The organism is Pseudonocardia sp. CA-107938, assembly GCF_050936315.1.
GTDB lineage: Bacteria > Actinomycetota > Actinomycetes > Mycobacteriales > Pseudonocardiaceae > Pseudonocardia.
The window spans coordinates 858,610-879,498 of the sequence record NZ_JBNJNA010000002.1; the positions used below are offsets into that span (position 1 = coordinate 858,610).

The following is a 20,889-nucleotide window of genomic DNA, read 5'->3' on the forward strand; positions in this document are numbered from 1 at the left end:
CTCCTGCATCGTCGGAGGGCGGTGGGGTCAGAGCGAGGCCCGGTACATCTCGGTGAACTGCTCGTTCAGGTCGGGGCCGGCTTCCAGCAGCTCGGTCATTCCGGGAAGGACGTCGCGGGTGTCGAAGTACGCGACCCGTGATCTCGGCCCGACGAAATCGCTGAACACGGTCTCGTAGCCCTTCCCGTGCATCTGCGCGACCAGCTCGTCGAACCTGGTGGTGGCGTAGCCGAAGTGGTGGAAGCCGTATCCGCGCTCGACGATCACGTCGCGGTGCACGGACGGCAGGTCGTCGGCCGGCTGGATGAGCTCGTACTGCATGTGCCCGCCGAACCCCAGTGCGATGTGGGCCCTGGCGTTGGTGGGCTCACCCCGGTAGCGCGGATCGAGCCCGGCGAAGTCGCGCAGCACCGTCCACGGGCCGATCCCGAACATGCTCGCGAACCGCTGCGTCGCCTCGTCCAGATCCGGTACCACGAATGCCGTCTGGATGACGCTGTCGGTCGGTTGCCCGAAGTCGAACAGCACGTCGCTCACCTCCGAATCGTCGTCAGAACGGGCGGCCGCCCATGATCACGCGCTCTTCCGGCGGGATCGGGTCGAGGCTCACGTGCACCTCGATGCAGGCCGGTCGGCGAACGGTCAGGGCCTTCGCGAGCGCGGGGCCGAGCTCGTCGATGTGCGTGACCTGGTAGCCGTCGGCTCCCAGTGCGGCGGCCACGGCGGCGTAGGAGCCGTTGTCCAGGCGGTTGTTGACGATCCGGTCCTTGCCGTGGGTGAGTTCCTGCGCGTGCAGCGTGGCGCCCCATGCCCGGTTGTTGAGCACGACCACCACGACGGGCAGGCCGGCGCGGACCATCGAGTCGAACTCGCCGAGGCTGTAGCCGACGGAACCGTCGCCGGTCACGAGGAGGACCGGGGTGTCGCGCTGCGCGGCCTGGGCGCCGAGTGCCACGCCCATCCCGACGCCCATCGACCCGAGGTAGCCGTGGCAGAGGAAGGCCGACAGCGGCGCGGCGGGGATCGTCTCCGACAGCCAGAGGTAGGTCAGTGCCCCGTCGGCGACGACGACCGTCCCCGGCGGGACCTGCTCGGCGATCGTCCGTACCGCGTCGAAGGGATGGATGCGGTCGTCGCGCACCACCACCTGGTCGGCCACTGCGGCTGCTCGCCGCCCGATGTGGGCGCGGAGCGTGCGCTGCCAGTCGCTGCGATCCTGCGTCCCACTCCGCCGCGCCGCGTGGACCCGGTTCAGCTCCTGGAGGACCGGCAGCGGATCCGCGGCGATCGACAGTTCGACGTCCTGGAGGAGGCCGTGCTCCCCGGCGTCGGCGTCGACCTGCACCACCTGGGCCCCGTGCGGGATCAACGTCCCGCTGCCGTGCGCGGTCGTGAGGCCGAAGCGGAGCCCGAGCATGATCACCAGATCGGGGCGTTCCCCGTCCGGGAGTCCGTACAGCGATTGGACGAGGCCGAAGCCCATGCGGCTGCCGGAGACGGCGCCGAGCCCTTCGAAGTCCGCGAGCAGCGGGACGCCGGTGCGCTCGGCGAACTCCCGGAGCTGGTCATCGGCACCGGACCGCGGTACCTCCGACCCGGCGAGGACGACCGGTCGCTCGGCGCGATCGAGCAGATCGAGGATCTGGTCGATCGCGGCCCGCGGCCCGGCGGGCCCGTGATCGGCCCGGACCGCTGGTGTCGCCGCGGGGTCGGGGAGCACGAACCGTCCGGCCAGCACGTCCCAGGGGATGTCGACGAGCACCGGCCCCCGCGGGGGAGCGAGCGCTGTGCGGATGGCTTTGGCCAGGATCCGCGGGATCAGCTCGGTGCGGGTGACCCGATGCGCCCACTTGGTCACAGGTGTTGCGATGGCCACCTGGTCCAGCCCGGCCTGCAGGGTGTTGGTCTCGTCCTCGGCGAGCGGACCGGACGCGGCGAGGTAGAGCACCGGCGTGCGGTCCCGATGGGCGTTCGCCATGGAGGTCACGGCGTTGGTGAACCCGCCGCCCGCGGTGAGCAGCGCGACGCCCAGCGCGTTCCGGACCCGGGCGTAGCCCTCTGCGGCGTGGCCTGCGTTCATCTCGTGGCGGGTGTCCACGATGGACAGGCGCGCATCGAGGGCTGCCTGGTAGACGCTGTCGATGTGGGCGCCGTTGATGCCGAACATCACGTCGACGCCCGCGTCCTGCAGGATCCTGACGACGGCCGCGCCGCCGGTGGGCTCGGTCATCAGGCGCACGTCTCGCCGCCGTCGACGGTCAGTACGTGGCCGGTGACGTAGCTGGCCAGCGGTGATGCGAGCCAGACGGCGGCCTCGGCGATCTCCCGGGGGTCAGCGGCCCGGCCGAGCGGGGTGGCCGCGGCCGCTGCCGCGACGTCGAGCCGTTCGACCTCCTCGAGGTGCCTGAGCATCCGGGTGCGGGTGAGCCCGGGGGCGAGGGCGTTGACCCGGATGCCGTGCCGGCCGTGCTCGGCAGCCGCCGATCGGGTCAGGCCGATGACGCCGTGCTTGGCCGCCGAGTAGGCCGCCGAACCCGGGTTGCCGACCAGCCCGGCCACCGAGGCGGTGTTGACGATCGCGCCGTGGCCGCGGGGCACCATGACCGCCAGCTCGTGCTTCATGCACAGCCACACGCCCCGCAGGTTGACCGCCTGAGCCCGGTCCCAGCTGTCGGGGTCGAGCTGCTCGACCGGGCCGATCGGCGGGGCGACGCCCGCGTTGTTGAAGGCGACGTCGAGGCGTCCGTACGTGGTGACCGCAGCGTGGACCATCTGCTCGACGTCGTGCTCGCGGGACACGTCGACCTGGACGGAGGTGGCCGTGCCACCGTGTGCCTCGATCAGCCGCACCGTCTCGGTGCCGGTGTCGTCCCGGTCGGCCGCGACCACCGCGGCGCCGCGCTGTGCGAACAGCTCGGCGGCCGCCCGGCCGATGCCGGACCCGGCGCCCGTCACCAGCACCACGGCGTCGCGCAGTGCGTCCGTCGGATGGGCCGCGGTCATCGGGCCGTCCGTCCCAGGGCCCGGTCATAGACCGGGTTGTGCAGGATCAACCGTTCCACCCCGGCCCGCCGCGGATCGGGCTGCTCGTCGGGGACGCACCTCAGGATCGCGTCGAACCGACGCTCCAGCAGCTCGCGGTGCTCGGCGTGGGTGATCACGTAGAGCTGCTCGTCGAGGATCGCCCGGACCACGCGGTCGCCGACCTCCCGAGGCGGCATCGCAGCGGCGTGCAGGTCGGTCTCCGCGGCGTCGCCAGGGGTGTGCACGACCACCGAGCCCGGGGGCGGGGGCCCGTTGTGGATGTTGGTGCGGACGATGCCCGGCGTGAGGATGGAGACGCCGACCGGCGTGTCGACCAGCTCGGCGGCGAGCGCCTCCATCAGGCCGACGACACCGGCCTTCGCGGCGGCGTAGGTGGAGCCGGGGGCGCCGAGCAGTCCGCCGATGGACGCGGTGGAGACGATGTGGCCGGGCCGGCCGGCGGCGAGCATCCGGGGGAGGAAGGTGCGGATGCCGTTGAACACGCCGGTCAGGTTGATGTCGAGCACCCAGTCCCACTGCTCGAACGTGGCCTCGGTGGTTGGCGCGAGGAAGCCGACACCGGCGTTGTTGACGAGGACGTCGACGCCGCCGAACTCGCGGTCCATCCGGTCCGCGAGCGCGGCGAAGCCGGCGCGGTCGCGGACGTCGAGCCGGACCGCATGCGCGGTGCCGACCGCAGCCAGCTCGCTCCCGGCCTTCTCCAGGGTCTCCTCGACGATCCCGCTGATGACGACGGACATCCCGGCGTCGCACACGGCGTGCGCGATGCCGAGGCCGATACCGCTGTCCCCGCCCGTGACGAGCGCGGTCCTTCCGCGGAGGTCGCGCATCGATCTCAGTCCCCTTCTCCGAGCGGCGGGATGTTGGCGCAGTGCCGGAAGACGTTGTCCGGGTCGTAGCGGGTCTTGACCTCGCGCAGGCGCGTCCAGGTGCGGCCGAAGCCGTCCTTGGTCTCGGCCTCGTCGGCGTCGCTGCCGCCGAAGTTGTGGTACGAGCCGGGGCCCAGGTGCGGGCGCAGGGCTGCGAAGGTGTCCTTGACCCAGGCCACGTTCGTCGCGTCGTCCTCGTCCGGGCGCCAGATGCCGCAGACGTTGACCGGCCAGAGTTCGGTGCGGTGCGGGAAGGCCGTCGCGTCGGGGGCGGTCCGCGAGATCGCCCCGCCCATGGACAGGACCTCGAGCTGCGAGTTCGCCGAGGCGATGACGCCACCCCGCGCGCAGAGCACGTCGATCGTGTCGTCGGTCAGGTCCCGCAGGAACGCCGACTTGTGGTAGTTCCGATGCCCGTGCCCGTTCAGCTCGTCGTTCAGCTGCTGGAGCTCGACGTACGGGATCGGCCCGTGGCCGGTGGCGAGTGGGCGGACGCCCAGCCTCGCCAGGTCGGCCAGGATCCCGTCGATGTGGTCGCGCCCGTCGCCGTCCCCGACCCAGGCGAGCGGAGCGAGCAGGACGGGCTCGCCGACGCGAGCACGGGGCGCCCACGGCCAGTCCGGCAGCCGGCGGAAGAACGCCGACCAGACGAGCTCGTCGGGAGCCGTGGGCATGCGGTCACGCATGGCCCGCAGGACGACCGGGGCGTCGTGCACCTCGAAGGCGTTGGCTGCCAGGTGGACCGGACCGAGCTCGTGGAGCGCGAACTCGAACTCGGTCACCACGCCGAAGTTGCCGCCGCCGCCGCGCAGCGCCCAGAACAGGTCGGGGTGCTCGGTCGCGCTCGCCCGCAGGACCTCGCCCGCGGCCGTGACGACCTCGGCGGCCAGCAGGTTGTCGATGGTCAGGCCGAACCTCCGCATCGTCCAGCCCAGGCCGCCGCCCAAGGTCAGACCGCCGACGCCGGTGTGCGAGATCGCCCCGGCCGGGGTCATGAGGCCGTGGGCCTGAGTGGCGCGGTCGAGGTCGCCGAGCAGGCAGCCGCCGCCCACCCGGGCGATGCGGGCGACGGGATCCACGAAGACGCCGTTGATGTCGGAGAGGTCGATGACGACGCCGTCGTCGATCACGCTGTGCCCGGGGATGCTGTGCCCGCCGCCGCGCACGGTGACCTCGCGGCCGGTCGCCCGCGCCCACCCGAGGCCCCGGCACACGTCCTCGGCGTCGACGCAGCGCAGGATGTGGCTCGGCCGGCGGTCGATCATGCGGTTCCAGATCGTCCGGGAGGTGTCGTAGTCCGGATGGCCGGGAGTGATGACGACACCGGCGATACCGGGCCCGGGCGTCGTGGGGGCGGCAGGTGCACGCGTCACGTGTGGTCACCTCCGTCCCCGTGGGCGCCGCCGTGGCGCCCGCCCCGAGATCCTGACCGGGGGACAGGGGAGCGCTCTGTGGCGATGACGACAGAAACGGGCCGCGTCTTTGGCGCCGACGTGCAGGTGCGGACGTGCAGCTCAGGCCTGCAGGAGATCGGGCGCCTCGGACACCAGCTTCAGCGCGAGCATCGTGTCGAGTGCCCGTTCGGTCGCCGCCCGGCCGAGCGCGTCCTCGGCCTGCTTGACGCGGTAGGCGACGGTGTTCGCCGCGAGTCGCAGCTCCTGGGCGGCGGCCGTGCGGCCGCGCCCGTGGCGCAGGTAGGCGGCCAGCGTGTCCCGCACAGCAGCCGACTTGGAGTCGCGTCCGGTCAGGCCGGCCAGCACTCCTCGCGCGAACCGGCCGGCCGACTGCTCATCGGCGAGCAGGAGGGCGAGCAGGGCTGCGTCCTCGTAGGTGGAGATGTCGGCGACCCCGCGGCGGGTGGCGACGGCGCGGGTCTGCCGCGCGCCGAGAACGCTCTGCTGCAGACCGCAGGCACCAGGGCCGACGGGCCCGAGCGCCAGTGCGGTGCGACGGGGACGCTGCACCGACCGCAGCACGTCGGTCAGCCCGCGCGGCGGGCGTGCGGAGAACGACCAGAGCACCGTGATCGAGCCGTCCACGTTGTCGAGCACGGACGCGCCGCGGGCGCCGGCCGCGGCGGTCAGCCGGTTGATGTAACGGCGGTGCTCGGCGTGACTGTCCTCGTGCGGTGGCGAATCCGTGGCCCACAGCAGGCCCGCGAGGTGGTGACCCGTGAGCAGGAAGCCCAGTACCTGCTCCGCCCCGTCCGGCGCCCGACCGGTGCGCACGATCTCGTCGACGACCTGGCGCCGCGCCGCGGCCATGCGGTCCTGCCAGACGGCGCGCTCGGCCTCGTAGGTGGCCGAGAGCTCGCGGGCCATCAGATCGGCGAACACCTGCAGATCCCGCGTGAGCTCGCGGATCTCCGCGACGACGTGCTCCGGAGGGACGGCCTCGCTGATCACCGCGAGCAACCGCTCCTGGACGCCGGTGTGGCACATCCACACCACCCGGACGACGGAGTCGATGGGGGTGCCCTGCCGGACCGCGAGCCGGACCTGCTCGACCGCCTCCTCCGGGGCGCTGACGTCGGTGTCCCGCCCGAGCCGCATCAGCCGCAGAACGGTGAGCAGACCGGCCTCGCAGGCGGACAGCTCGAGGCCGGTCAGCGGCAGGCGGGAGTCGCTGCGGGCAGCGGACACCACCTCGTCGTTGATCGCCACCGCCGCCTCGACGGCCCATCCGACGGCCGATTTCCCCAGCACGGCCTCGGCCTGCGCGAGGACGCGCGGAGAGCTCGCGGGCGTCGGGGCCGAGGCCGGATCGGCCGTCGGACGTAGTGCGGCCATCCACGCTCGCCTCATCGCGATCACGCTCCCTCTGCTGCAGGCCCCCCATTCTAGTCCTGCAAGACAGGAGTCTGATAGCGCGAATCAGGACTCCGAGTGGACGGGTATCAGAAGGGGTAGTGCGGCACCTCGCCGCGCACGGTGACCCACTGCTGCTCGGTGAAGGACTCGAGGTTGGCCGCGCCGGTGCCGTGGCGGGAGCCGTTCCCGGAGTCCCCGACGCCGCCGAAGGGGATCGTGGCCTCGTCGTTGACCGTCTGGTCGTTGATGTGGACCAGCCCGGTGGGGATGCGCTCGGCCAGTGCCAACCCCTTCATCACGTCCCGGGTCAGGATGCCCAGCGAGAGCCCGTACTCGGTGCCGGCGGCGAGCCGCGCGGCCTCGTCGAGGTCGCGGAACGGGACGACGGGGGCGACCGGCCCGAAGATCTCCTGGGCGTAGGCGGGTGCGGCCAGTGGCACGTCGGCGAGCACGGTCGGCCGGTAGAACAGCCCCTCGTAGGTGCCGCCCGCGGCGATGCGGGCGCCGGCCTCGACGCTCTCGGTGACGATGCGGTGGACACCGTCGCGTTGGGTCTCGTCGATGATCGGTCCGACGGCGACGTCCCCGCCGGCGGGGTTCCCGACCGGGAGCGCGTCGGCGTGCTGGGCGAGGAGCGCGGCGTAGTCGTCGGCGATGGAGGCGTGCACGATGTGCCGGCTGCTGGCCATGCAGATCTGGCCGGCGTGGTGGAACGAGCCGAACGACCCGGCCGACGCCGCCTTCTCCAGGTCCACGTCGTCGAGCACGACGAGCGCGGAGTTGCCGCCGAGCTCCAGGTGGACCCGCTTGAGGTGCCGGGCGGCCGCGACCGCGATGGCGCGGCCCGCACGGGTCGAGCCGGTGAACGCGATGACCGGGATCTGCGGGTCATCGACCACCGCTGCCCCTGCGTCGGCGTTGCCGGGCAGGACGTGCAGGAGCCCGTCGGGCAGCCCGGCCTCCTCGAAGATCCGGGCGATCGTGACGCCTCCGCAGATCGCCGTGCGCGGATCCGGCTTGAGCAGTACGGCGTTGCCCAGCGCGAGGGCCGGCGCCACCGCCCGGATGGCCAGCACGACCGGGGCGTTGAACGGTGCGATCACACCGACGACCCCGACCGGGCGGCGCCGGGAGAACGACAGCCGCTGCTCCTGCGAGCGCAGCAGCTCGCCGTAGGGTGCGGCCGCGAGCGCAGCAGCCTCGTAGCACTCGTCGGCGCCCCCACCGATGGTCTGGACGGTGGCGAACGGTCGGATCGCGCCGGACTCACGGACCACCCAGGTCTCGATCTCCTCCTGGTGCTCCTCGAACAGCCGCGCGGCGCGGCGCAGGACGGCGGCTCGGTCCTGGTACGGCCGGGCGGCCCAGTCGACCTGGGCCTGTGCCGCGCGCTCGGCGGCCTTGTGCACGTCGGCCGGGGTCGCCGCGCCGACCCGGCCGAGCACCTCGCCGGTGGCCGGCTCGGTCGAGATGATCTCCTCACCTGCGCCGGTGGCCCAGCCACCCGAGTAGATGCGGCCGTGCCAGCGCGGGTCGTCGAGCAGGGTTCCCATGGGATCCTCTTCTGGGTTCGTCGTTCGAGGGGTAGGGCCGTCCGCGGTCTCAGGGCTCCTGGCGGACGCGGTTGGTGAGGGAGCCGATCCCGTCCACCTCGACGGTGATCTCGTCGCCGTCGCGCAGGAACACCTGCGGGTCGCGCCGGAAACCGACGCCGCCGGGGGTGCCTGTGAGGATGAGGTCGCCGGGCAGCACGGTGGTGAACTCGGAGACCGTGGCGACCAGCGTCGGGATGTCGAAGATCAGCCGTGAGGTGTCGGAGTCCTGCAGCTTCTCCCCGTCCCTGATCGTGCGGACGCCGGCGGCGGAGACGTCGGCCTCGCCGGGCAGGACGAGGTAGGGGCCCAGCGGCGTCGAGCCGTCCCAGGCCTTGCCCTGCAACCACTGGTGGGTCTTGTACTGGTAGTCGCGCATGGTGACGTCGTTGGCCACGGTGTAGCCGAGGACGTGCTCGCCGGCCCGTTCGCGCGGGATGCGCCGGCCCGGCCGGCCGATCACGACGGCGAGCTCGGCCTCGTAGTCGACCTGATCGGACTCCGCCGGCAGCAGGATGTCGTCGCGCGGACCGATGAGGCTCGACGCGAACTTGGTGAACATGACCGGGTACGTGGGCAGGTCCCGGCCGGTCTCGTCGACGTGCGCGCGGTAGTTCAGCCCGACACAGATGATCTTGTCGGGGTGCGGGACGACCGGGCAGAGGTACACGTCGGCGGCGGCGACGGCCTCGTCGGGCAGCTCGGCCGCGGCCGCGAGGACCCCGGCGGGGGTGTCGCGGCCGAGTTCGGTGAGCCCGTCGAGCGGGATCAGGCGGTCACCGGCCGACGTGCGTTCGACGCGGCCGACGCGTCGGCGGCCGTGGTGCTCGTAGGTGGCGTAGGCCATGGCGGGATCAGTTCCCTTCGGAGGTGCGGCGCCAGCTGGCCAGCTGCCCGCCCCAGAGGTTGATCGTCGTGGGGACGGGGTCCCAGCGGCGCGGGGTGTAGGTGACGCGGTCGTCGTGGAACTTCTCCATCTCGGCGGAGAGCTCGACGTGGTTGCCGGCGGGGTCGTCGAAGAACACGAACAGGTTGTTGCCGGGGCCGTGCCGCCCCGGGCCCCAGGCGACGTCGACGTCCTGCTCGGTGAGCCGGTCGCACCAGGACTTGAAGTCCTCCCACTCGGCGAGGTCGTAGGAGTAGTGGTCGAGACCGCCGGATCGGCCGGTGCCGGCCAGCGCGAGGGTGTGGTGGTCGCGGTTGGAGCGCAGCCAGGCGAAGCGGCCGTCGGCCAGCTGGTCGGAGATGCGGAAGCCCACCACCCCGACGTAGAAGGCGACCATCGCCGGGACGTCGGCCGTGGACAGCGTGACGTGCTGGTACTTGATCGGGCGCCGCCCGGTGTCGGCGGCGTGCTCGCCGGCGCGCCGGACCGCGGTGTGGAAGTGCACGGTGTTGCCGTCGGGGTCGGTGCAGACCAGGCCGCGCGGCTGCCCGCCATCGACCGGAAGGGCGTCGTCGAGGTGGGCCGGATCCAGCTCGGTGACCGCGTGGCCGGCCCCGCGCAGCCGCTTCTCCAGGGCGGCGAGGCCGTCCGGGTCGGCGACCTCGAACCCGATGTGGTCCAGCCCCGCCGGCCCCGGCAGCAGATCGACGACGTGGTGCCCGACGCCCCATCCCAGGCGCTGCCCACCGCCGGGCAGCTCCGCCTGCGGCACGAGCCCGAGGACTCGCCCGTAGAACTCGGCGGTGCCGGCGACGTCGGGCACCCGCAGCCCGATGTGGGAGGTGGCGGTGCGGCGCAGAGCACCGGCGGCATCCGGCTCGTCGAGGATGACGCGGTCGGGGCGAGACATGTGGAGGGTCTCCTTGGTTCGAAGGACCGGCGCGGCGCTCAGGTGCGAGCGAGCACCGGGGCGTCGAGGGGCTGGGGCTGGTTGGCGAGCAACAGGGCGGTGGTCAGGTCGGGCTCGTCGCCCGGCGTCCAGGAGGCGGCGACGAAGCGGTCGGGCCTGATCAGGACGGCGCGGCCGGCGTAGGGGGCGAACTCGTCGTCGAGGTGGCCGTCCACGTCGACGATCAGGCGCCCAGGACCGACCGGCAGCCGGTCGTCGACGGCGACCCGCACCGCCCGGGGCGCGAGCCGAGCCGCCGCCGTGGCGGCGACACCGAGCTGGTCGGCGGTGATGCCGACCCCGACGAGGGCCCACCCCGGGCCGAGGACGTCGTCGAGCAGGCCGATCGTGGCGCCGGCGGTGTCGAACACCCGCGGTTGCCCCACCAGCACGCCCGCCGGCGGCCCGCCGGGCGGCGCCGGGACGGTCAGGCCGGCGCGGTAGGCGTGGTTCGGCCGGTAGCGCATCTCCTCGTAGAAGGCGCGGGTCGCAGGGTCCTGCAGCGCCGCTCGCAGGCGCGCGTCCCGCCGAGCCGCGAACCGTGGGTCGGTCGTCATGACGATGCGTCCGAGGCGCTCGGCCAGCCGGACCGTGGCTTCGGCGTGCGGCCGGCGCTCCTGCTCGTAGGTGTCGAGAGCGGCGTCCGTGAGCCGTCCGGCCAGGACGTCGACGATCTTCCAGCAGAGGTTGGCCGCGTCGCGGATGCCCGAGTTCAGTCCCTGGCCGGCGAAGGGCGGCATCATGTGCGCGGCGTCGCCGAGCAGGAACGCGCGCCCGACCCGCCAGCGGTCGGCGACCAGGCCGTGGAAGCGGTAGATCACCGCCCGCTCGACCTGTTCGCGAGCGATCGTCCGGAACGGTCCGAGCAGCCTCTTGACGAGGGCGAAGTCCACGTCGTCCTCGGGTGTGCCCTCCCCGGGGTGCAGCAGGAACTCGTACCGGCACCGCCCGTCCCGGCCGGGGATGATCACGTACGGCCGCCGCGGATCGCCGTGGTGCATGCCGTAGCGCTCATCGTGGTGGTCGTCGAGGACGTCGGCGACCAGCCACGCCTCGGCATGGCTGCGCCCGGTCATGCCGACGCCCAGCAGGGTGCGGACCGGGGATCGGCCGCCGTCGCACCCGAGGACGTTGGTCGCGCGCACCGCACCGGTCGTTCCGTCGGTGGTGTGGCGGTGACGGACCTCGACGCCGTCGGCGTCCTGGGCGAGCCCGACCAGCTCGGCCTGCATGCGGACCTCCACGTTCGGCTGCGCGCTCAGGTGTGCGTGCAGCTCGCGCTCCAGGTCCGGCTGGGCGAAGGGGTTCTTGAACGGGTGGCCGAGCCGGTAGGGCCGCGGCGAACGGGCCTGGAAGACCGGGTGTCCGTGAGCGTCGTAGTAGCGGGTGCCGATCCCCGGGACGATCACCCTCAGGATGCGGTCCACGATCCCGGCCGCCTGGTAGATCCGCAGCGCCTCGTCGTCGAGGCTGATCGCCTTCGGCTCGTCGCTCGTCGTCGCGTTCCGCTCGAGGACGACGACCCGTAGGCCCTGCGCGCCCAGCAGCGCCGCCGCGGTCATCCCGACCGGCCCAGCCCCCACCACGGCCACATCGGCGACGTCGGTTCGTGGCATGACCTGAGAGTAGGCGGTCATAATCCTGAATACAAGGACATCGGTCGTGATTTACAGGACATGACAGGATCACGCGCTGGCGTCGCGCGTGGCGATCGCCCTGTCCAGTACCGCGGCATCGGCCCAGCTGCCGTGGAAGCCGAACGGGACCCGGCTGGGCAGCTTGATCCGGGCGAGCGGCGTGCGGCGCAGGTCGGCGGCGTCGTGCACGAGTACCTCGCTGAGGTCGGTCTCCCGGTTCCACCAGACCGAGAGCAGGTACCCGTCGTCCTCGCCGCGCGCGTTCTCCCGCGGGACGAACACCGGCTCGCTCGGGCTGGTCAGGCCGTCCGGTCCCTCGACGACGGTCGTGGCGTCGAGGAGGAAGTCGTGGCGGGCCAGCCCGTCGCTCATCGTGGCGGGGGACAGGCCCCGCGTGGTCGCGAACCAGCCGTAGCGGTGCCGCCGCCCGGTGTAGGCGTCGTTGATCTTCGGGAACTCGCCGGCGATCCCGCTGACCTGCTCCTCCCGTGCACGGCCGGTGCGCAGGTCGATGCGCCACCGGTAGGGCAGCGCGGGGCCGAACCACTCGTGCGAACCCAGCGGTGCGTCGAGGCGGTCGGCCGGGTTGCCGAGCCGGTCGATCCGGTGCCCGTCGATGATCACCTCGTCGCCGGCGTCGTAGGCGTTGTAGAAGTGGGTGTTCGCGAACTGCCCGCCCACGTGGTGCCGGCTGACCTCGTGGGTGCGCCGGTCCATCAGGATGATCTGCACGCCGTCCGGGGTCGCGGACTCGTCCCAGACCACGCCGGGCCGGCCCTGCGCGACCAGGTCGAGCCGGAACTGGGCGGGTGTCACGAAGAAGATGGCGTGCCGCTCGCTGACCACGAAGTCGTGCATGAGGACGGGCACGCCCATCTCCAGCACGTGCGAGTCGATGATCTGCCCGGTGCGGGCGTCGGCCCGGTACCAGGTCAGGACGGGGCCGGTGGCGGCGAAGAACAGCATGTCACCGGTCGCCGGGTCGATCTTGTAGTGCGCGGTGCACAGGACGTCGACACCGCCGTGGAAGTCGTGGGTGCCGAGGGTCGCCAGCGTCTCGGGGTGCATCCGGTGCGGGAGCCCGCCCTCGAAGTAGACGAGCAGGTGGTCGTCGAAGATCCCGACATGGGTGTTGGCGACGTTCTTGGCCGGCGGAGCGCCCGCGGGCAGCCGGCCGGGGGTGCCGCCGTTGACGAACCCGGGGTAGATCGCCTCGCCGGCCTCGACCTCGACCTTCATCGAGTCGGTCGCCACCCATCGGGTGCGGTAGGCGGCCCGACCGTCGCGCAGGTAGACCGCGCACACCATGCCGTCCCCCTCCCACCAGTGGTACCGGTCGAGGTTGCGCGGCTGGAACCGCGGGTTGGACGAGATCCGGAACAGCGCGCCGGCGAGGTCTGCCGGGATCTCGCCGACGACCTCGAGTCCGTAGGCCTCGCTCTCCTCGGACCAGGGCGCGAAGGGACCGTTCAGGAACTTGTTGGCGGTGCCCCAGTCGGGCGAGACGGTGCGGGCGTTCCGAACGGCGTGCGGGACAACGGCCACGGGCTGCGATGCCATCGAATCGTCTCCAGGTTTCGTCGGGGGGTCCCACGACAGTCGTGAGTGAAGTCAAGCGTCGAGTCGATGCGATCGCTCTGTGCCGGACGGCAGCGTTCGGAACGGCGGTTGCGCACTCGCGACAAGGCGCCGGCGCGACGCGGGGGCTCAGTAGGCTGTCCTGCATGGCAGAACGGGTGTCGGCGTATCGCGAGCGGAACTCGACGGCGGACCGGGCGCTGGAGATCCTCGGGATGTTCGACGAGCAGCGCCCCGTCGTCTCCGGCGTCGAGGTGGCCGAGCGGCTGGGCACCTCGCGGTCCACGGCCTACCGCTACCTGCAGAGTCTGGTCGCGACCCGCTTCCTGGAGGAGGCGCCGGGGGGCGGGTTCCGGCTGGGTCTGCGCGTGCTGGAGCTGGGCCGGGTGGCCCGCCGCTCCTACGGCCTCTCCGAGGTCGCGCAGCCGATCATGGAGCAGCTGGCTGCGGACGTGCGGGAGTCCGTGCTGCTCACCCGCCGGGTGGGGAACCTGGTGGTGTGCCTGGAACGTGCGGAGTCGGTCGCTCACCCGGTCCGGATCTCCTACGAGCGGGGCAGCACGTTGCCGGTCAACGCGGGCGCATCGGCGCAGGTGCTGCTGGCCTGGGCGGACCCGGAGGAGACCGACGCGGTGCTGCGGTCGACGAGGCTGACCGCGTTCACCGAGGCGAGCCTCACCGACGTCGACGCGGTGCTGGCGCGGCTCGCCGAGATCCGCCGGCTCGGGCATTCCGTGACCCGCGGCGAGCTCGACCGGGACGTGGTGGGCATCGCCGCTCCGATCCGCGACGACGCCGGGACGGTGGTCGCCGCGGTGAGCATCGCGGCGGTGGCGTCCCGGGTCCCACCTGAGCGGGAGGACGACGTGGTGGCGGCGGTGCGCGCGGCGGCGCAGGAGATCAGCGCGCGCCTGGCGTCGGTCGCAGGCTGACCTGGGCACCTGTGCCTCAGGCGAACATGGACGGGCGGGCCCCGGTGATCCAGCCCACCAACGCCTCGGGGGTCGCCTCGGACCGGGGGATGTCGGCGTACTTGCGGCCGCGGTTGAGCACCACGAAACGGGTCGACACCGCCATGGCCAGTGGCAGGTTGTGGGTCACCAGGACCGCGGCGATGCCGGCGCCCGCCATCCGCGTGATGAGTGACTCGACCTGCTGCGTCTGCTCGTAGCCGAGAGCCGCGGTGGGCTCGTCCAGGAGGATGATCCCGTTCCGCTCGCCGGAGACCCGGGCGGCGCTGCGGGCCAGGGCGACGACCTGTCGCTGGCCTCCGGAGAGCATCTCGACCGGCCGGGTCATCGCGGCCGTGCGCACGCCGAGCCGGTCCAGGTCGGCCTGGGACCGCGTGCGCTGCGCCTTCTTGTCGACGAAGCCGAACCAGCCCAGGGGAGGCTTGCGCAGGATCTCCCGGCCCAGGGTCAGGTTCGTGGCGATGTCCTGCGGCTCTACCAGGGCCAGGTCCTGGTAGACCATCTGGATGCCGGCGTGCGTCGCCGCTGCGGGCGAGTGGAACTCCATCTCCTGGCCGTGCACCTCGATGGTGCCGCCGGTGGGCCGGTGCGCCCCGGACATCACCTTCAGCAACGAGGACTTCCCGGCACCGTTGTCGCCCAGCAGCGCGACCACCTCGCCGTTCATGACGTGGAAGTCGATCTGGTCGAGGGCACGCACGAAGCCGTAGTGCAGGTCGATCCCGCTCAGCTCGAGCGCGGGCGTCGCGTCGGTGGTCATCGCGGTCACCGCCTTCCCGAGTGCGCGGACGCCGTCGCGGCCTTCATGAGCCGCCGCTCCACCGCGGTCTTGACGCTGCTCTCCATGCCCAGCGCGAACAGCAGCAGGAGGCCGGTCACGATCGTGCTCCAGTAGGGCTGGATGCCCTTGATGGTCAGCGCGTTGGAGATCGTCGCCAGGATCAGCGCCCCCACGAGCACCCGCGGCAGGCTGCCCCGGCCGCCGGTGAGGGCCACGCCCGACAGCGCCACCGCGGTCAGCGCGGTGAAGATGATGCCGGGGGAGGCCGACGGGTTGGCCTCGGAGGACACGGCGGCGGAGACGACGCCGCCCAGGGCCGCGCACAGGCCGCCGATCGCGAAGCCCAGCACGCGGTAGACGCTGCTGTTGATCCCGCAGCGCCGGACCGCCTCCATGTTTCCCCCGACCGCCATGAACCGCAGCCCGTGGCGGGTCTGGGTGATGAACACCGTGAGCACGGTGTAGAGCACGATCACGATCCAGACCGGCGCGGGAAGGCCGAGGTACCGGGCGGTCCCCATGAACGTCAGCTGGGTGAGACCCGGGATGGCGTACCCGCCGGAGACCACCGCCGCCAGTCCGGACGTGACCGACAGCGTGCCGATGGTGATGATGAGCGGGTTGTAGCCGCGCAGCGCGATCAGCCCGTTGACGATGCCGACGGACACCCCGACCAGCAGGGCGAGGACGATGCCGATCCCGACCGAGACCTGGCTGGTCACGAGCTTTCCGCAGACGACGCCGGCCAGGGCGGCGACGCCCGGGATCGAGATGTCCAGTGCCCCCGACATCACGCCGACGCCCACGCCGGCGGCGTACAGCGCGGCCACGGCCGCGGCGTTGGCGATCAGCACGGCGTTGCCCCATGTGCCGAAGAACGGGCTCGCCCACATCGAGAAGGCGAGGATCAGGACGATCCACAGCACGACGATGCCGCGGTCGCGGACGAAGACGAGCGCCTTGATCTCCGTCGAGTCCTTGGTCTGAACGTCGTCGTCGGCCTGCGCGTCGCGGGAGTTCATCACAGCGGTCATGGCCTTCACCCGTCGGTCCTGACGACCTGCTGCGGGACGTAGAGCTGGTCGCCGACCTTCCTGGGGTCGGACCGCATCGCCAGCAGAGCGTCGAAGCACTGGCTCACGTCGTCCTGGAACTGCAGCGCGACCGTGGCGTACAGCTTGCCGGCCCTCACGGCCGCTCGGGCCTGCTCGCCGCCCCCGTTGCTGACGGCGCACGGCAGATCCTTGCCCGCCGAGGCGAACGCGCTGATCGACCCGAGCGCGACCTCGTCGACGCTCGCCATCACCGCGTTGACGTCGGGGTGGCCCTGCAGCGCGTTGCCGACGTCGGTCTGGGCCGCCTGGAGGGTGCTCGACGCGACCTCGGAGACGATCCTGGCCTTCGGAGCCGCGGCCTGGAGCGCTGCCAGCTGGGCCTTCTCCATCTCCTCCTTGCCGGCTGCACCCGCCACGGGCTTGCCCCAGACCACCGCGGCCTCGCCCCCGAGCTTCTCGGTGATGCAGGTCCCGAGCGCCGTGCCGGCGTTCTGGCCGTACTTGCCGTAGTCGATCGTGCTGAAGGTGATCCCCGGCTGCGGTCCGTCGAAGCCGTAGTCCTTCGGTGCGCCGTTGGTCACCACCGGGATGCCCTTGGCCTGCGCATCACGCAGCACCTGGGTGAGCGAGGGCGGCGAGAGCGCGATGATCCACAGCGCTCCTGCCGTGCCCGAGGCGACCACGACGCTCAATTGCTGCGCCTGCTGCTGGCCGTCCATGTTGCCGTCCTGGGCCACGACCTTCCAGCCCTTGGGCTCGACGAGGGCCTCGACCCCGGTGGCCATCTGCTTCATGGCCTCGACCTGGAGGGACGGCACCGAGAAGACGACGGTCTGGGGCAGGCTGCCGGCCTCGGTCGCGGACGACGAACCGCACGCGGTCAGCAGCAGGCACGCAAGGGCCGCGACGGCGGCGAACGGATTGATCTTCATCGGGTGGTGTCCTTCGCTAGGGACTCGAGGCAGTCGGCCAGGAACCGGTCGATCCGCGCGTTGGCCGCCGCGGCGCAGGGGTGCGGGGTCTCGATGAAGGCGTGGTCGGCGCCCGGGTAGAGGGCGAGCTCGGCCCGGCCGCCGGCCGCGAGCCAGCGGCAGTGCATGAACATCGAGTCGTCGAGCATGGCGTCGAGCGTGCCCACGGTGAACAGGGCCGGCGGCAGGCCGCCGAGGTCGGCGTACAGCGGCGACAGCGCCGCGTGCCGGCGCGTGGCTGCCTCGGGGGCGTAGGCCTCGACGATCCGCTCGATGGTCGCCGCCGTGAGCGCACCGGAGCGGGCCAGTGTCTGGCTGGGCGTCATCGTGGAGTCGTAGACCCCGAAGTTGAGGGCTGCCCCCAGGAAGCGGTCCGCGAGCCCGCGGTCGCGCAGGCGCAGCAGCGTCGCCACGGCGAGCAACGCGCCGGCCGACTCGCCGGCGATCAGGAGAGCCTCGGTCCCGAACCGCTCGCCGGCGTGCTCCAGCAGCCAGAGCGCAGCTGCGTGGCAGTCGTCCCAGGCGGCCGGGTACGGGTGCTCCGGCGCCAGCCGGTACTCGACGCTCACGCAGGTCACCCCGACCTCGTCCGCCATCCTCTCGAGGAGGGCGTCCTGGTGCGCCGCACCGCCGAGGATGAACCCACCGCCGTGGATGTGCAGCAGGACGCCGCGGGGACGGGTGCTCGGCACCACGTGCAGGGAGAGGCCATCGGCGATCTCGATGTCGAAGGCTCGCGGGGACGGTGGGGGAACCGGCCGGAGACCGCGGCTGCGCGCCGCGTCGATTCCGACGTCCCAGATGTCCGGGAGCTCGCCGAAGCGCTCGGCCATGGCCGCGTTGAATGCCGCTACGACCTCCGGAACGGCGTCCGGGCCGAAGACGTCCTTGTCCAGCTGTGGCACGAACTTCCTCCTGCTGCCCTGTCCGGGCTGGTCAGAGTTATCCGATGAGATGGGTCGCGCGGTCCGCCGCTTCCTCGAGCCTGCGCAGGCAGCGGTGGAGTTGTTCGTGGTTCTCCTGCCCGGTGAGGTTCACGATGCCGAGGCTGAGCACGACCCGGCCGGTGCCGTCGCGCACCGGGACTAAGAGCGTCGCGACATCGGAGAGCTGGTCGAGGGGGAGCCTCAGGGCGGAGTCGCGCCGGGCGACGACCTCCCGCACGACCTGTTCGAACCCGGCGGTCTCCTCCCCGATGGCGGTTCGCCGGAAGCGCTCGGCGACCTCCCGGCCGGTGGCGATCTCGCAGCCGCGACCGCGCACCGCCTCCATGGCCTCGATCGCGAGGTCGGTCACGTCCGTCCCGGCCAGGCGAGTGCCCTCGGCCACCCAACGCCGCTGCTCCTCCGGGCCGGCCCACGCCGTGAAGACCGCCGCCAGCGGCGCCACGAGCGGGAAGGTCGAGCCGACGTGCGTCCGCAAGCGTCCCGCCGGAGAGTCGATGCGGGCGTCCACGCCGGCCGCGGCGATCATGACCACGTCGCCGTCCACGGCTGCCAGCACGACGCACTCGACGCCCAGCTCCCGCGAGACCGCCTCGATCTCGGGCCGGACGGCGTCTGCCATGCGCAGGACCGGGGCCAGGCCGGCCGCCTCCACCTGCAGTGAGTCGATGCGGGGGGCGCCGTACCCGCCCCGCAGGAACAGGAGGGGCAGCGCTGCAGCCTCGCCCACACCGAGCTGGCGGACACCGCCGAGCACGAAGTCGTGGTCGCCGGCCGGCAGCACGTCGGTGATCTCGCAGTCCACCCAGAGGGCCGCGTCGTGCAGGTAGGGACACGCGGAGCTCGTGACAGCCGTCGCGTACGCGAAGCGGTCGGGGGCCTTGGTGGCGAACGCGCGGCACACGTGCTCGTGCCCGGCGCCGAGCACGCTGACGCAGAAGTGGCCGGCCGCCCTGATCCCGCGCCAGCTGGCGCTCGTGCGGTCGGCGAGGAACCCGACCAGTGGCGGATCGAGGGACACGGAGGTGAAGGTGCCCACGACCATGGACAGCGGTGTGTCGCCCGGTCCGCGAGCGGTCACCACGGCGACCCCTGTCGGGTAGTGCGCGAGGGCGCGTCGCATCTCCTGAGGCGTGACGGCGACGGTGCTGTTCATCTGTCCTCCGGTCAGAGGTGAGGCGGCTCACCCCCGTCGCCGAAACATACATAGATTCTCACTATGAGGCAATTGCTGTTCATCTGTGTTACGTTGCGGCCATGCCAAGTGACCGGCACTCGCCCGCGGCCTCTGGACGGACGGCGATCGTCACCGGCGGCGCGAGCGGCATCGGGCTCGGCATCGCCGAGGCGCTCCTCGACCGTGGCCTCAACGTGGTCGTGGCCGATGTGCGGGAGGACCACCTCGCGCACGCCGAGGCGCGGCTGGGCAACCACGCGGGTCGGCTGATGCCGCACCGGCTGGATGTCACCGACCGACGGGCCTGGCGCGAGGCCGTCGATGTGATCGGCGACCGGTTCGGAGCCGTCGACATCCTCTGCCTGAACGCCGGCATCGGCGTACTGGGGAAGATCCTGGCCAGCAGCCCCGCCGACTGGGACTGGCTGATGGGCGTCAACCTCGCCGGCGTCACCCACGGGCTGGAGACGGTGCTGCCCCTGATGCGGGAACGGGGTGCGGGCGGGCACGTCGTCGCGACCTCCTCCGCCGGCGGGCTCATGGTCGCCGCGGACGGCGGGGTGTACTCGTCGGCGAAGTTCGGCGTGGTCGCGGCGATGGACTGCCTGCGCGCCGAACTGGCGCCGGAAGGCATCGGAGTGACCACGCTCTGCCCGGCCGGGGTGAACACGAACATCCACGACCACGAGACGATGCGCCCCGAGGCCTACCGGGACAGCGGCCTGCGGGCCGACGACGCGGAGCTCGCGAGACGGCAGCAGGCTGCGCGCGCGATGCTCGCGAAGGGCGCCGACCCCCGAGCGGTCGGCCGGCGGGTGCTGCGGGCCGTCGACGCCAACGCATCCGTCGTGTTCACCGACGGCGGCATCGCGGCCGTCGTCGAGCTGCGCCGCGAAGCACTCCTGCGGGCGGCACGGGACGCGCCGCCGGTGCGGACAGGCGAAGGGCCGGAGCGGGTCGTCCTCGCGGAACCCGCAGGGGAGTCGGCGACACGGCGTGCACTCGACGCCGCGGGCGCGCGATACGACCTCCTCGACGCGGCAGTGGTCGACGCGGCGGCGGGGGCACCGGCACGACTGGGCGGGCTGTCGCACGACGCGCCCCTGGTCATCGCCGTCGCTCCCCACGGCCCGGGTAGCTCCGCCGACGTCGACTGGACCACGCAGGTGCACCATGTCCTGCGCCGCTGCTTCACGATCATGCGCGGTGTGATCCCCGACCGGGGACCGCGCGCCCTCGCCGTCGTCATCCCGGTTGAAGGACTCCTCGCCGACAGCGCCCGCTGCGCCGACTCGGTGCTCGGCCGGAGCCTGGTGGGCCTCACCGAGGGCCTCCGCGCCGAGCTGCTGGCCACGCAGCCGAAGGTGACCCTGGTCCTCACCCGCGAGGGCGAGGAGGCCGCTGCCCTCGGGCGGCGCATCCGTGCGGCGCTCCACGTCGGGCCGCTCTACTCCCTGCCCGACTCGGTCACCGAAGCGCGGGTCACGCGCGTGTTCGAGCCCTGGCTCGAGGAACTGGCGCGGACCCCGTCGGACTCCGCGCTGCCACCACTCGGCCCGATGGGCGAGGTCTACCGGGCAGCACCGGCCGCGCAGATCAGCACCTGACGATCAGCCACCACCAG

18 protein-coding genes are annotated in these 20,889 nt (G+C 72.4%); 2 read left to right on the forward strand and 16 right to left on the reverse strand.

Going from position 1 to position 20,889, the window contains the following annotated elements; genetic code table 11:
• Positions 1-27 precede the first annotated feature (27 nt).
• The 11 genes from ACQEVB_RS36950 to ACQEVB_RS37000 all read right to left on the reverse strand — a co-directional run bounded on the left by ACQEVB_RS36950 (position 28) and on the right by ACQEVB_RS37000 (position 13,348).
• On the reverse strand, positions 28-537 hold the full coding sequence (locus tag ACQEVB_RS36950; RefSeq protein WP_432983177.1) for a VOC family protein: 510 nt from the start codon (positions 535-537) through the stop codon (positions 28-30).
• Between the two features lie 13 nt (positions 538-550).
• The gene (locus tag ACQEVB_RS36955) at positions 551-2,230 is read right to left on the reverse strand and encodes a thiamine pyrophosphate-binding protein (protein ID WP_432983180.1); all 1,680 of its coding nucleotides are present in this window, start codon (positions 2,228-2,230) and stop codon (positions 551-553) included.
• Positions 2,230-3,003, reverse strand: coding sequence for an SDR family NAD(P)-dependent oxidoreductase (locus tag ACQEVB_RS36960; RefSeq protein WP_432983183.1), 774 nt, complete (start codon positions 3,001-3,003; stop codon positions 2,230-2,232). The genes ACQEVB_RS36955 and ACQEVB_RS36960 overlap by 1 nt, the downstream gene beginning before the upstream one ends.
• Positions 3,000-3,875, reverse strand: coding sequence for an SDR family oxidoreductase (locus tag ACQEVB_RS36965; RefSeq protein WP_432983186.1), 876 nt, complete (start codon positions 3,873-3,875; stop codon positions 3,000-3,002). Before ACQEVB_RS36965 ends, ACQEVB_RS36960 begins: the two co-directional genes overlap by 4 nt.
• A 5-nt stretch (positions 3,876-3,880) precedes the next feature.
• Complete coding sequence (locus ACQEVB_RS36970) at positions 3,881-5,287, reverse strand: FAD-binding oxidoreductase (RefSeq protein ID WP_432983190.1); 1,407 nt, start codon at positions 5,285-5,287, stop codon at positions 3,881-3,883.
• 141 nt (positions 5,288-5,428) lie between these two features.
• The gene (locus tag ACQEVB_RS36975; protein WP_432983193.1) at positions 5,429-6,718 is read right to left on the reverse strand and encodes a PucR family transcriptional regulator; all 1,290 of its coding nucleotides are present in this window, start codon (positions 6,716-6,718) and stop codon (positions 5,429-5,431) included.
• A gap of 92 nt (positions 6,719-6,810) precedes the next feature.
• Positions 6,811-8,277, reverse strand: a complete 1,467-nt coding sequence (locus tag ACQEVB_RS36980; RefSeq protein WP_432983196.1) for an aldehyde dehydrogenase family protein — start codon at positions 8,275-8,277, stop codon at positions 6,811-6,813.
• A 49-nt stretch (positions 8,278-8,326) separates the two neighbouring features.
• On the reverse strand, positions 8,327-9,163 hold the full coding sequence (locus tag ACQEVB_RS36985; RefSeq protein WP_432983199.1) for a fumarylacetoacetate hydrolase family protein: 837 nt from the start codon (positions 9,161-9,163) through the stop codon (positions 8,327-8,329).
• A gap of 7 nt (positions 9,164-9,170) precedes the next feature.
• Positions 9,171-10,112 (reverse strand): VOC family protein, encoded by a 942-nt coding sequence (locus ACQEVB_RS36990; protein WP_432983202.1) that lies wholly within the window; start codon positions 10,110-10,112, stop codon positions 9,171-9,173.
• A gap of 38 nt (positions 10,113-10,150) precedes the next feature.
• Positions 10,151-11,788, reverse strand: a complete 1,638-nt coding sequence (locus ACQEVB_RS36995; protein ID WP_432983205.1) for a bifunctional 3-(3-hydroxy-phenyl)propionate/3-hydroxycinnamic acid hydroxylase — start codon at positions 11,786-11,788, stop codon at positions 10,151-10,153.
• A 48-nt stretch (positions 11,789-11,836) separates the two neighbouring features.
• Positions 11,837-13,348, reverse strand: coding sequence for a carotenoid oxygenase family protein (locus ACQEVB_RS37000; RefSeq protein WP_432983208.1), 1,512 nt, complete (start codon positions 13,346-13,348; stop codon positions 11,837-11,839).
• Positions 13,349-13,512: 164 nt separating this feature from the next.
• On the opposite strand from ACQEVB_RS37000, the gene ACQEVB_RS37005 reads away from it, so the two are divergent.
• Positions 13,513-14,298: an IclR family transcriptional regulator gene (locus ACQEVB_RS37005; RefSeq protein ID WP_432983211.1), complete on the forward strand. Its 786-nt coding sequence runs from the start codon at positions 13,513-13,515 to the stop codon at positions 14,296-14,298.
• 16 nt (positions 14,299-14,314) lie between these two features.
• Here ACQEVB_RS37005 and ACQEVB_RS37010 read toward each other — a convergent pair whose 3' ends face one another.
• The 5 genes from ACQEVB_RS37010 to ACQEVB_RS37030 are packed head-to-tail and all read right to left on the reverse strand — an operon-like array spanning position 14,315 to position 19,244.
• Positions 14,315-15,097: an ATP-binding cassette domain-containing protein gene (locus ACQEVB_RS37010; protein ID WP_432983214.1), complete on the reverse strand. Its 783-nt coding sequence runs from the start codon at positions 15,095-15,097 to the stop codon at positions 14,315-14,317.
• A gap of 5 nt (positions 15,098-15,102) precedes the next feature.
• Complete coding sequence (locus tag ACQEVB_RS37015; RefSeq protein ID WP_432983217.1) at positions 15,103-16,152, reverse strand: ABC transporter permease; 1,050 nt, start codon at positions 16,150-16,152, stop codon at positions 15,103-15,105.
• Between the two features lie 5 nt (positions 16,153-16,157).
• Positions 16,158-17,105 (reverse strand): sugar ABC transporter substrate-binding protein, encoded by a 948-nt coding sequence (locus tag ACQEVB_RS37020; RefSeq protein ID WP_432983220.1) that lies wholly within the window; start codon positions 17,103-17,105, stop codon positions 16,158-16,160.
• A complete protein-coding gene (locus ACQEVB_RS37025; RefSeq protein WP_432983223.1) occupies positions 17,102-18,049 on the reverse strand; it encodes an alpha/beta hydrolase in 948 nt (315 codons plus the stop codon). The genes ACQEVB_RS37020 and ACQEVB_RS37025 overlap by 4 nt, the downstream gene beginning before the upstream one ends.
• Before the next feature lie 37 nt (positions 18,050-18,086).
• Positions 18,087-19,244, reverse strand: coding sequence for a flavin reductase (locus ACQEVB_RS37030; RefSeq protein WP_432983226.1), 1,158 nt, complete (start codon positions 19,242-19,244; stop codon positions 18,087-18,089).
• A gap of 101 nt (positions 19,245-19,345) precedes the next feature.
• Between ACQEVB_RS37030 and ACQEVB_RS37035 the strand changes: the two genes are divergently transcribed.
• Positions 19,346-20,872 carry an SDR family oxidoreductase gene (locus ACQEVB_RS37035; RefSeq protein WP_432983229.1) on the forward strand — a complete coding sequence of 509 codons (1,527 nt, stop codon included), beginning with the start codon at positions 19,346-19,348 and terminating at the stop codon, positions 20,870-20,872.
• Positions 20,873-20,889: the final 17 nt, after the last annotated feature.